Annotated in this window: 10 protein-coding genes; 9 read left to right on the top strand and 1 reads right to left on the bottom strand. The window is 66.2% G+C overall.

Going from position 1 to position 11,850, the window contains the following annotated elements:
* The first annotated feature begins 525 nt into the window (after positions 1–525).
* The 8 genes from TSB10P1A_RS09670 to TSB10P1A_RS09705 all read left to right on the top strand — a co-directional run bounded on the left by TSB10P1A_RS09670 (position 526) and on the right by TSB10P1A_RS09705 (position 9,894).
* Positions 526–3,735 (top strand): helicase-related protein, encoded by a 3,210-nt coding sequence (locus tag TSB10P1A_RS09670; RefSeq protein WP_208987058.1) that lies wholly within the window; start codon positions 526–528, stop codon positions 3,733–3,735.
* Positions 3,736–3,830: 95 nt separating this feature from the next.
* The gene (locus tag TSB10P1A_RS09675; RefSeq protein WP_186387912.1) at positions 3,831–4,277 is read left to right on the top strand and encodes an RNA-binding S4 domain-containing protein; all 447 of its coding nucleotides are present in this window, start codon (positions 3,831–3,833) and stop codon (positions 4,275–4,277) included.
* Between the two features lie 326 nt (positions 4,278–4,603).
* Positions 4,604–4,942, top strand: coding sequence for a ferredoxin FdxA (gene fdxA, locus TSB10P1A_RS09680; protein WP_186387703.1), 339 nt, complete (start codon positions 4,604–4,606; stop codon positions 4,940–4,942).
* Between the two features lie 390 nt (positions 4,943–5,332).
* Positions 5,333–5,911, top strand: a complete 579-nt coding sequence (locus tag TSB10P1A_RS09685; protein WP_186387704.1) for a CarD family transcriptional regulator — start codon at positions 5,333–5,335, stop codon at positions 5,909–5,911.
* 356 nt (positions 5,912–6,267) lie between these two features.
* A complete protein-coding gene (locus TSB10P1A_RS09690) occupies positions 6,268–7,137 on the top strand; it encodes an RNA polymerase factor sigma-32 (protein WP_208984372.1) in 870 nt (289 codons plus the stop codon).
* 149 nt (positions 7,138–7,286) lie between these two features.
* Complete coding sequence (gene gmd / locus TSB10P1A_RS09695) at positions 7,287–8,366, top strand: GDP-mannose 4,6-dehydratase (RefSeq protein ID WP_186387706.1); 1,080 nt, start codon at positions 7,287–7,289, stop codon at positions 8,364–8,366.
* A 2-nt stretch (positions 8,367–8,368) separates the two neighbouring features.
* Complete coding sequence (locus TSB10P1A_RS09700) at positions 8,369–9,349, top strand: GDP-L-fucose synthase (RefSeq protein ID WP_186387707.1); 981 nt, start codon at positions 8,369–8,371, stop codon at positions 9,347–9,349.
* Positions 9,346–9,894 carry a methyltransferase domain-containing protein gene (locus TSB10P1A_RS09705; protein ID WP_186387708.1) on the top strand — a complete coding sequence of 183 codons (549 nt, stop codon included), beginning with the start codon at positions 9,346–9,348 and terminating at the stop codon, positions 9,892–9,894. Before TSB10P1A_RS09700 ends, TSB10P1A_RS09705 begins: the two co-directional genes overlap by 4 nt.
* Before the next feature lie 3 nt (positions 9,895–9,897).
* Here the strand turns inward: TSB10P1A_RS09705 and TSB10P1A_RS09710 are convergent, their stop codons facing one another.
* Positions 9,898–10,611 (bottom strand): carbonic anhydrase, encoded by a 714-nt coding sequence (locus TSB10P1A_RS09710; RefSeq protein ID WP_186387709.1) that lies wholly within the window; start codon positions 10,609–10,611, stop codon positions 9,898–9,900.
* Between the two features lie 176 nt (positions 10,612–10,787).
* On the opposite strand from TSB10P1A_RS09710, the gene TSB10P1A_RS09715 reads away from it, so the two are divergent.
* Positions 10,788–11,840, top strand: a complete 1,053-nt coding sequence (locus TSB10P1A_RS09715; RefSeq protein ID WP_186387710.1) for a MaoC family dehydratase — start codon at positions 10,788–10,790, stop codon at positions 11,838–11,840.
* The last annotated feature ends 10 nt before the right edge of the window (positions 11,841–11,850 follow it).

Consider the following 11,850-nt stretch of genomic DNA (forward strand, 5'->3'; position numbering starts at 1 on the left):
GGACAGGCTTCGTTCGCGGTTTCGACAAACGTGAATTTTGCAGTTCGAATTTTATCGAGCTGGTTAACGGGATGGAAATCTGTTTCGCAGCGCCGAGAAATTCGACCGGATCCGAATCGGTCGACTCAAATCCTTGAGCAGATTCACGATTTCGCCCCGTGATCCTCTGCCTCCACAACATGTCGTAGAGAACGAAACCTGAATCCGTGCGAGTCATCGATTCGGTCCGGCTTTGTTCCGGACTCGTTCTGTTCACCCTGACGCAGGTCGGTTTTCGCGCTGCCGGAACGGACCGAAGCGGGGCGTCCCGCCCGGCGGTCGTCGCCCCTCCCCGCTTGTGGAAAACAGCAGGCGACAGCCCGCGACCGTCTGTGCTACCTGTCGAGCCAACGGGTTTGCGGTTGCCTGACGCTTCCGCCGACAAACCTATCCGGACCCCGGCGCCATCCCGTCGCGCGGTTCTATTTCGCAACGGATCGTGGCGGGCTCCGCCGTGGCACGGATCGCACAGCACAGCTCCAGCCAATGCTTCATTCCGGACAATCGAGGCCGTCTTCGGCCGGGGGCACCACAGGCCCCACATGGACAACGCTGCCGCCGGTCGCCCGCGCGCGTACCGTGACCGCCGTCCTCGGCCCCACCAACACCGGCAAGACCCATCTCGCCATCGAACGGATGATCGCCCGCGAAAGCGGAATCATCGGCCTGCCGCTGCGCCTGCTGGCGCGGGAGGTCTATGGCCGCATCGCTCAGAGGGTCGGCGAGGACAAGGTGGCTCTGGTCACCGGCGAGGAGAAGATCATCCCCGCCGGGACCCGCTACTGGGTATCGACCGTGGAAGCAATGCCGCTCGATCTTGTCGCCGACTTCGTCGCCATCGACGAGGTGCAGCTCGCAGGGGATCTCGAGCGGGGCCACGTCTTCACCGACCGCATCCTCAACATGCGCGGCACGCTGGAGACTTTGCTGCTCGGGTCGGCCACGGCGCGCCCGCTGCTGGAGCGTTTGCTGCCCGGCCTGAACGTCATCACCCGGCCGCGCATGTCAGTGCTGGCCTATTCGGGCCAGAAGAAGATCACCCGCCTGCCGCCACGCTCCGCCGCGGTCGCGTTCTCCTCCTCCGAGGTCTACGCGATCGCCGAGCTGATTCGTCGCCAGCACGGCGGCGCGGCCGTGGTGCTCGGCTCGCTCAGCCCGCGCACCCGCAACGCTCAGGTGGAGCTGTTCCAGAACGGCGACGTGCAGCACTTGATCGCCACCGACGCGATCGGCATGGGCCTCAATCTCGACGTCGATCACATCGCCTTTGCCGGCATCCGCAAGTTCGACGGCTACCAGTACCGGATGCTGACGCCCGCCGAGATGGGCCAGATCGGCGGGCGCGCCGGTCGCCACACCCGCGACGGCACCTTCGGCGTCACCGGCCGGGTCGATCCCTTCGACGAGGAACTGGTCGCAGCCCTCGAGAGCCACCGTTTCGACGCCCTCAAGGTCTTTCAGTGGCGCAACCGCGCGCTCGACTACGACAGTGTCGAGAGCCTGCGCCGCACGCTCGACGAGCCGCCGCGGGAACAGGGTCTGACCCGCGCGCCGCCGTCGGCCGACGAGACCGCCTTCGATCATGCCCTGCGCGACGAGGCGATCCGCCGTGTCGCCTCGTCGCCGGAGCGGGTGCGCCTGCTCTGGGACGTGTGCCAGGTGCCGGATTACCGCAAGATCGCGCCGGCCAACCACGCCGACCTGATCGCCGGGCTCTATGCCCATCTGACCCGCGACGGGGTGGTTCCCGACGACTGGTTCGCCCGCCAGGTCGCCTTCGCCGATCGCGTCGACGGCGACATCGACACACTGGCAAACCGCATTGCCCACATCCGCACCTGGACCTTTGTCGCCAACCGTGGTGACTGGCTTGCGGATCCCGCCCATTGGCAAGGCGTGACGCGCGGCGTAGAAGACCGTCTGTCCGACGCCTTGCACGAGAGGCTTACCCAGCGCTTCGTCGATCGGCGGACGAGCGTATTGATGCGACGGCTGAGAGAGAACGCCATGCTTGAAGCGGAAATTACATCGGCAGGGGATGTGCTTGTCGAGGGACAGCACGTCGGACAACTGCAGGGCTTCCGCTTTGCGCCAGACCCCTCCGCCGATGGGCCGGACGTCAAGGCGCTGCGCGCTGCGGCCCAGAAGGCGCTGGCCAGCGAACTCACCCAGCGCGCCGACCGCCTGTCGCGCGGCGCCAACGAGGATTTCGCGCTCGCCTCCGATGGCATCCTGCGCTGGCAGGGCGAGATCGTCGCCCGGGTCATCTCCGGCGAAACGGTGCTCACCCCGGGCCTGATCGTCCTGTGCGAGGAGACCCTGGAGGCGGCCGACCGCGACAAGGTCGAGGCACGCCTCGTCCTGTGGCTGCGTGCGCATATCGACACGGTGCTCAAGCCCTTGCGCGATCTCGAGATCGGTGAGGGCCTGGAGGGTCTCGGCCGCGGCATCGCCTTCCGCCTCGTCGAAGCGCTCGGCATTCTCGACCGCTCGGAGATCGCCGAAGACGTCCGCCAGCTCGACCAGTCCATGCGCGCGGGCCTGCGCCGCCTCGGTGTGCGCTTCGGCGCCTATCATATTTTCGTGCCAGCCCTGCTGAAGCCGGCCCCGAGCCGGCTGATTGCCCAGCTTTGGGCGTTGAAACATGGCGAGCCCGACATGCCGGGTCTTGCCGAACTGCCTCAGCTCTCGGCCTCGGGCCGCACGTCGATTGCCGTCGACCCACAGATCTCGAAGGCTCTGTACAAGGTCGTCGGCTTCCGCGTCTGCGGACCCCGCGCCGTGCGCATCGACATTCTCGAGCGCCTCGCCGACCTGATCCGTCCGCTTCTGGCCTGGAAGCCGCTCAATGCGGAGGTGTCGCCACCGGACGGTGCCGTTGCCGAAGGCGGCGGCTTCACCGTGACCGTGGCGATGACGTCGCTGCTCGGCTGCGCTGGCGAGGACTTTGCCGCCGTCCTGAAATCTCTCGGCTATCGCTCCGAGAGCCGAGAAATCGCCCGGCCAGCGACGCAGAAGCCGGAAGCCGCGTCGCCTCCCGCCGCCGAGGCGGTCGCAACCGACGCTCCGACGGAAACTCAGTCGGAAGAGCGGGCGGAGAACCAGCCGACGCCGGCGCCCGCCGAAGCAGACGAGTCGGCACGCCTGCCGGAAGACGCCCCGGTCGCCGCACCGGCAGAGCCGAGCGCAACCGAAACCGCGACGGCAACGACCGAACCGGCACAGGACGCCTCTGCCGCCACAGACGCGGCCGATGGCGCAAAGGAAACGGTCACCATCGAGGTCTGGCGCCCCGGCCGCCGCGACCGTCGGCCGCAGGGCGGTCAGCGCGCCGGCGGCCAGCGGGAAGGCCAGCGCGAGGGCCAACGCGGAGGCCGCCGCCACGAACAGGACGGCCAGCAGAGCGCGGACGGACAGGATCACAAGCAGCGGACCAAGGGGCGCGGCTTCGGCAAGGGCGGCAACCGCCAGCAAGGGCGGCCCGACGGGCCCCGCCCAGACCAGGCCCGCTCAGACCAGGCCCGATCTGACCAGGCAAGGGCCGGCGGCAAGGGCCGGCCCGAGGGCGCGCGCGCGGAAGGCCAACGTCCGCGTGGCGGCCGACCGGAACGCCCTGCGCGCGAGATCGATCCCGACTCGCCCTTCGCGAAACTGGCCGCGCTCAAGGCCGATCTGGAGAAGAAGCCGCGCTCCTGACCCGTCGCGACACGGGCAGCGGGCCGGGATGATGCAGGGTTGCCGCACAGGTGAGCGAGACCACCTCCACCGGACCAGCCGCGCCGCCCGCGGACATGACGCCGCAGCGGCTCGACAAGTGGCTGTGGTTCGCCCGCATCGTCAAGTCGCGCAGCCTCGCCCAGAAGCTGGTGACCGGCGGCCACGTCAGGGTCAATCGTGACAAGGCCTCGGCCCCGGCAAAGGCGATCCGCCACGGCGATGTCCTGACGATCGCGGTCGCGAACCGGGTGCTGGTGCTGAAGGTGCTGGCACCTGGCGCTCGCAGGGGGCCGGCGCCGGAAGCCCGCCTTCTTTACGAGGATCTGGCGCCGGCTCCCGGCGCCCCATCGCTTTCCGAGGAGGATGCGCAGGACGCTGGCGAGGGCGAGAACGCTGCCGCCGCCGGCAAACCGAGCGTTTTCGGCCAGGACGGCCCGGCACCCGGACGGCGCGACCGGGGCAGCGGCCGGCCGACCAAGCGCCAGCGACGCCAGATCGATCGTCTCACCGACACGAATTGAACGACGGGGCTGAACTGCGGTGATCTTGCGCCGGCAAGGCTGCGACATATCGCCCGCTCGCGCGAGGCCGGCGAAGCGGAGAAAAATCTTTCCCGCCAGCTATCATCGGCAACATATTCCGAACTTGAAGCCCATCGCCAAACCCGGTACGCAGGCAGCAAGACCCGCCCGCATACTGGCCGGCACGCTCTGGTCTCCCGGCCTGGCCGGACCCGGAACCCCGTATCGGACTGCACCTTCGAACCGCAACTGCGGAACGGAGATCGGGCCTCGATCGAAGAGCCGCGACATGGCGACGGCATGACTGGCGCCGCGAGAGGATTGCGATGACCTATATCGTCACGGACAATTGCATCAAGTGCAAGTACACCGATTGTGTTGAAGTCTGTCCGGTCGACTGCTTCTACGAAGGCGAGAACATGCTCGTCATCCACCCCGACGAATGCATCGACTGCGGCGTCTGCGAGCCGGAATGCCCGGCGGATGCGATCAAGCCGGATACCGAGCCGGGCCTGGAGAAGTGGCTGGAGCTCAACACCGAATATGCCGCCAAGTGGCCGAACCTGACGGTCAAGAAGGACCCGCTTCCCGAGGCCGAGGACTTCGACGGCAAGCCGAACAAGTTCGACGCCTATTTCTCCCCGGAACCGGGCTCTGGAGACTGAGCCCGACGCGATCGACCACAGCTACCGGCCGCGCCGTTGTTGGCGGCGCGGCAGTGATGCCCTGTAGCGAAATTCAAGGGGCGAAGCGTCACGTTTTGAAATCCACAAGTTTTGTGCTATAGTCTTTTCCTCAGTAACCGAACCAGTGGTCTCCCCCTCCACGCGGAGGTTTTTTTATGGTTGCGAACCCTTCGCCATATGCGGAGGGGGGCGGCATCCCTCCTAGATCTGATCGAGGCCAAAGTTCGGTCGGCTGATCATCGAATAACGAACTCCGACGGATTGTGGTGCGCCACAAGCCGGTGGTTGTGCGTTTTCTCCATGGACGGGCGCCGCCGTGCGCGACGCCCCCGGCTTCTGGCCGCAACTGCGCAGGAGTAGCATAGGCGTATGGCAACAACGATGAAGAAAACCGCGCAGAGACAAGGTTTCAAGACTGGCGAATTCATTGTCTATCCCGCCCATGGCGTTGGACAGATCACCGCCATCGAGGAACAGAACGTCGCGGGATATGCGCTTGAGCTTCTGGTGATCAACTTCGAACAGGATAAGATGACGCTGCGTGTTCCGGTCGCCAAGATCGCGACCGTCGGCATGCGCAAGCTGGCGGATGCCACAGCGGTAAAGAAGGCGCTGGAGACCGTGCGCGGCCGTCCGCGTGTCAAGCGCACCATGTGGAGCCGCCGCGCGCAGGAATACGAAGCGAAGATCAATTCCGGCGACCTGATTGCCATCGCCGAGGTGGTCCGCGATCTCTACCGGTCCGAGAGTCAGCCGGAGCAGTCCTACTCGGAGCGGCAGCTCTACGAGGCGGCTCTCGACCGCATGTCGCGTGAAATCGCCGCCGTCAACAAGTGCTCCGACACCGAGGCGATCCGCCAGATCGAACAGAATCTCGCCAAGTCGACCAGCCGAAAGGCGGCCGCCGCGACCGAAGACGAGGACGGGGAACAGACCGAAGCCGCATGAACGCGGCATCGGCCCGTCAGGACCTTCAACGCCCGGCGCCACCAGCGCCGGGCGTTTTTCTTTTCGCTCAACGATTTGAACGGAATGCCACAGTGCCGCCCGATCAATCAGGTAAACTTATTGCGATCTGGATGAACTCCTATTGGTCCTGATCGTATGGAGGAGTCATGCTCGACCTTGAGCAGTGCTGCCATCCGGCCGACACGGGACGCGACACGCGCGGTCCCTCGGACTGAACCGAAAACACCCTGGCAGCGTATCGAAAACGAATGCAGACGAAGGCACCGGTCGTGGCGGCAGCCGCCCACCCGGTGCCGGGCCTCCCGAGGGGGGGCCGGGACGCGGAGGGACACACCGTGAGCTATCTTTCGGGCAACCGGCGTCAGATTGTCAGGGCCGCGATGAACGCGCCCTATCTCAGCCGCGAGGAAGAACAGCAACTCGCAATCGCATGGCGCGAGAAGAGCGACCAGGCTGCGCTCGACCGCCTGAGCCTGGCGCATATGCGCCTTGTCATCGCAGTGGCGGCGAAATACCGCAACTTCGGACTGTCGATGAGCGACCTGATCCAGGAGGGCCATATCGGCCTGCTGGAGGCCGCCTCGCGCTTCGAGCCGGAGCGGGAGGTGCGCTTCTCCACCTATGCCACCTGGTGGATCCGCGCCTCGATCCAGGACTATATCCTGCGCAACTGGTCTATCGTCCGTGGCGGTACCTCGTCGACCCAGAAGGCGCTGTTCTTCAACCTGCGCCGTCTGCGGGCGAAACTGTCCAGCGGCACGACCCAGATCAGCGAGAACGAGCTGGTCGAGAAGATCGCCGAGACGATGGGCGTGAAGGTGCAGGACGTGGCGGCGATGAGCGCCCGCCTGTCCGGGCCGGACACCTCGCTGAACGCGCCCGTTCTGGAATCGGACGGTTCGGGCGCCGATCGGCAGGACTTCCTCGTCAGCGAGGATCCCCTGCCGGAGGAAACCGTCGGCGGCGTCATCGACACCGAGCGGCGCACGCGCTGGCTGGAAACCGCGCTCGGCGTGCTGAGCGAGCGGGAGCTGCGCATCGTCCGCGAGCGGCGTCTGAGCGAGGAAGGCGAGACGCTGGAGGCGCTCGGGCAGAAGCTCGGCATCTCCAAGGAGCGCGTACGCCAGATCGAGAGCCGCGCACTCGACAAGCTCCGCGACGCGCTGCTCAAGGTCCAGCCGGACAAGCTCGCCTATTGCAGTTGAAGTCCCCGCGTCCGACGCGACGCCCCAGCCGAGCGCACCCGCCGTCGCCCATCCTCTCGGGAAACATGGCGGCGGTTGCCCTTGTCCGTCGCGTGCAGTAGGAGGAACGACCGACAAGGCCGTTCTTCCGGCATCCGACAGGGACAAACATGACTGCACCCCGCGCGCTCATCACCGGCGTGACCGGCCAGGACGGCGCCTATCTCGCCCGTATCCTGCTCGAAAAGGGCTACGAGGTGCATGGGCTGAAGCGCCGCTCCTCCTCGTTCAATACCGGCCGGATCGACCCCCTGATCCAGGATCGCCATGAAGAAGGCGGCCGTTTCTTTCTCCATTACGGCGACCTGACCGACAGTTCCTCGCTGATCCGCCTCGTCTCCGAGATCCAGCCGGTCGAGATCTACAATCTCGCGGCCCAGAGTCATGTCATGGTGAGCTTCGAGACGCCGGAATACACGGCGAATGCCGACGCGACCGGCGTTTTGCGCCTGCTGGAGGCCTTGCGCATCCTCGGCATGGAAAAATCCTGCCGCTTCTACCAGGCTTCGACCTCGGAGCTTTACGGCAAGGTCCGAGAGACCCCCCAGAGCGAAACGACGCCCTTCTACCCGCGCTCGCCCTATGCGGTAGCGAAGCTCTATGGCTACTGGATCACGGTGAACTACCGCGAGGCCTATGGCATCCACGCGAGCAACGGCATCCTCTTCAACCATGAGAGCCCGCTGCGCGGCGAGACCTTCGTCACCCGCAAGATCACCCGCGCGGTCGCCGCCATCAAGCTCGGACTGCAGAAGCAGCTCTATCTCGGCAATCTCGATGCCCGCCGCGACTGGGGCCATGCCCGGGACTATGCCGAAGGCATGTGGCGCATCCTGCAGCAGCCCGAGCCCGACGACTACGTCCTGGCAACCGGCGAGACCCATACGGTCCGCGAATTCGTCGAGCGCGCCTTCGCCCGCGTCGGCCGCGAGATCGTCTGGTCGGGCGAGGGCGTGGAAGAGACGGGCCGCGACCGGGCGAGCGGCGAGACGCTGGTCGCCATCGATCCCGCCTATTTCCGCCCGACCGAGGTCGACCTTCTGCTCGGCGACCCGACCAAGGCGCGCGAACGGCTCGGCTGGACCCACACGACCGGCTTTGCCGAACTGGTCGACGAGATGGTGGATGCGGATCTTGAGCTGCTGCGCGTCGAGCGCCATGCGCGCCGCGCCTATGGCCGCGAGGACTGACGATGACCGCTGAGAGCAGCGCCGGCCCAGCGCGCCGGATCTTCGTCGCCGGCCATCGCGGCATGGTCGGCTCGGCGATCTGCCGCCGCCTTGCGCAGGAAAAGGCCGAGATCATCACCCGCACACGGGCGCAACTGGACCTGACCGACCAGCACGCCGTCGCGGAGTTCTTCGCCAGCGAACGACCGGATGCAGTGATCCTGGCGGCCGCGCGTGTCGGCGGCATTCTCGCCAATGACCGCCAACCGGTGGATTTCCTGCAGGACAACCTGCAGATCCAGACAAACGTGATCGCCGCAGCGGCCGATCACGGCGTCCGCCGTCTCGTATTCCTCGGCTCGTCCTGCATCTATCCGAAATTCGCGGAGCAGCCGATCCGCGAGAATGCGCTGATGACAGGGCCGCTGGAGCCGACCAACCAGTGGTACGCCATCGCCAAGATCGCCGGCGTCTATCTGTGCCAGGCCTATCGCCGCCAGCACGGGCTTTCCTATGTCTCGGCGATGCCGACCAATCTCTATGGTCCGAACGACAATTTCGACCTCGCCACCAGCCACGTCTTGCCGGCGCTGATCCGCAAGGTCGTCGAGGCGCGGGCGGCCGGCGCCGAAGCGGTGGAGATTTGGGGCAGCGGCACGCCGCTGCGCGAGTTCATGCATGTCGACGATCTCGCCGACGCGATCGTCTTCCTGCTCGATGCCTATGACGGCGACGAGCCAATCAATATCGGCTCGGGCCAGGAAATCTCAATTCGCGATCTCGCGACGCTGATCGCCCGCGAGGCCGGCTTCACCGGCGCCCTGCGCTTCGATGCAAGCAAGCCGGACGGCACGCCGCGCAAGCTGATGGAGTCCAGCCGGTTGCACGCGCTCGGCTGGCGCCCGCGCGTGGCGCTGGAGGACGGTATCCGGCAGACGATCCGCTGGTATTTGGACAACCGCGCCGTTCTCGGCGCCGATGGCAGAACGGGCAGCACCCAATGAAAATCGAGAAACTCCACCTCGGCTGCGGCGTGAAGCACATTCCCGGCTTCTACCATGTCGATGCGCTCGACTATCCGCATGTCGACCGCATCGGCCCGGTCGAGGATCTTGCCTTCATCGCCGACGGCACCGTCGGGCTGATCTATGCCTGCCACGTGCTGGAGCATTTCGGCCGCAAGGAGTATCGCGACGTCCTCGCCGAATGGTGCCGGGTGCTGGCGCCGGGCGGCGTGCTGCGGATCGCCGTCCCGGATTTCCGTGCCGCCGCCGAACTCTATCTCGACCCCTCGAACGGCATCGCCCTGCCGCAGGTGCTGGGCTTGCTGGTCGGCGGCCAGCGCGATCAGTACGATTATCACAAGATGGTCTTCGACGAGGAAACCCTGTCGGCCGCGCTGATCGAGGTCGGCTTTACCTCCGTGCGCCGCTGGGACTGGCGCACGACCGAGCATAGCGGCCTCGACGACTACTCCCAGGCCTATCTGCCGCATATGGAGAAAGACACCGGTCGCCTCGTCAGCCTCAACCTGGAAGGCGTGAAGTAGCCCTCAACCGCCGGGCACAAAGCCGGCGGCCAGGAAGGCCGGGGCGGCGACGAAACGCTCGCTCGCCGGATCGAGGATGCGCAACTCGCCCGATCCGATATCGAACCAGGCCCCGTGCAGGGACAGGCGCCCCTTTTCCTCGAGGATCCGTACGCAGGGAAAGCTGCGCAGGTTGACCAGCGACTGCCGGATGCCGGCATATTCCATGGCGAGTTGCGGATCCTCGTCGCGCTCCACCTTGAGGCAGCGGAACTCCGCCGCCGGCTCGAGCAGCGTCATCCACTTGCCGATGAAATCGCCCGGCGACAGCGGCGTGGCATCCTGGTTGAGGAACGCCTTGACGCCGCCGCACTGGCAGTGGCCGAGCACCACGATATGGCGCACCTTCAGCGCCTGCACGGCGAATTCAAGCGCCGCGCTGGTCGAGTGGTAATCGTTGTCCGGCTCATAGGGCGGCACCAGATTGGCGACGTTGCGCACCACGAAAAGCTCGCCCGGTCCGGCAGCGAAAATGCCTTCGGGCGCCACCCGGCTGTCGCAGCAGGAAATCACCATCACTTCCGGCTGCTGCCCGTAGATCGCAAGGCGCTCGTAATCGGTGCGATGCGGCTTGTGGGAGTGCTCCCGATAGGCGCGATAGCCCGCCAGCAGTCCCCGCGGAAAGGTGGAAGGGGTCTCCGGCGCGCCGTTGCCGGCACCGGTCTGCTCATCCGCCATGGTCTGTTCCTCTGCTTCGCGGCCTCCGAAAGCCGCCCCGGAGCGTTTGTCTAGTTAAGCCCTTGTGGCCGCGCCGGCAACCTGCTCGTGGCAGGCTAGCGCCCAAGGTCGGACTTGCACACCGGCCTGCCAGCCTGTCTTATTGCAGCGCAAAAGACGATCAGGGAGGCCGCGTCATGAGCAAGACCAGTCCGGGCAACTTTTTCGAGGATTTCCGCGTCGGCCAGGTCCTGCGCCACGCAACCCCGCGCACGCTGACACAAGGGGATATCTCGCTCTACAACGCCCTCTACGGCACGCGCTTTGCCGTGCAATCCTCGGACGATTTCGCCCAGCGCGTCCGCTATCCAGAGGCACCGGTCGACGACCTGCTGGTCTTCCACATCGTCTTCGGCAAGACCGTGCCGGACATCTCGCTCAACGCGGTCGCCAATCTCGGCTATGCCGGTGGCCGGTTCCTTGCGCCCGTCTTCGCCGGCGACACCCTGTCCGCCGTCTCCGAGGTGATCGGCCTCAAGGAGAACTCGAACGGGCGCACCGGCGTCGTCTATGTCCGCTCCACCGGCTACAATCAGGACGGCACCGAGGTGCTCGATTATGTTCGCTGGGTCATGGTGAACAAGCGCGATCCCGCCAGTCTCGCGCCCGAGACCATCGTGCCGAGCCTGCCGGACGCCATCGCGCCGGAAGCCCTCGGCGATGCCTGCCCGCTGATCGACGTCGAGGCCTGGGACGACGACCTGGCGGGCTCACCGCATCGCTTCGGCGACTATGCGGTCGGCGAGCGCATCGACCATGTGGACGGCATGACCGTCGAGGAGGCCGAGCACCAGATCCCCCCCCGCCTCTACCAGAACACCGCCCGCGTCCATTTCAACCAGTTCACCGAAGGCCAGGGCCGCTTCGGCCGACGACTGGTCTATGGCGGCCATGTGATCTCGCTCGCCCGCGCCCTGTCCTTCAACGGGCTGGGAAATGCCTTCCACATCGCCGGTATCAATGCCGGGCGCCATGTTGCGCCGCTGTTTGCCGGCAACACGGTCTTCGCCTGGTCGCAAGTCCTTGAGAAGGCCGACATTCCCGGCCGCCACGATGTCGGCGCCCTGCGCCTGCGGATGATCGCGACCAAGGACCGGCCGTGCCACGACTTCCCGTTGACCGGGCCGGACGGCGCCTATGACCCTGCCGTCATCCTCGACTTCGACATCTGGGTGCTGATGCCGCGCTGAGCCTTGGCCG

The organism is Stappia sp. TSB10P1A, from assembly GCF_900185725.1.
Lineage (GTDB): Bacteria > Pseudomonadota > Alphaproteobacteria > Rhizobiales > Stappiaceae > Stappia.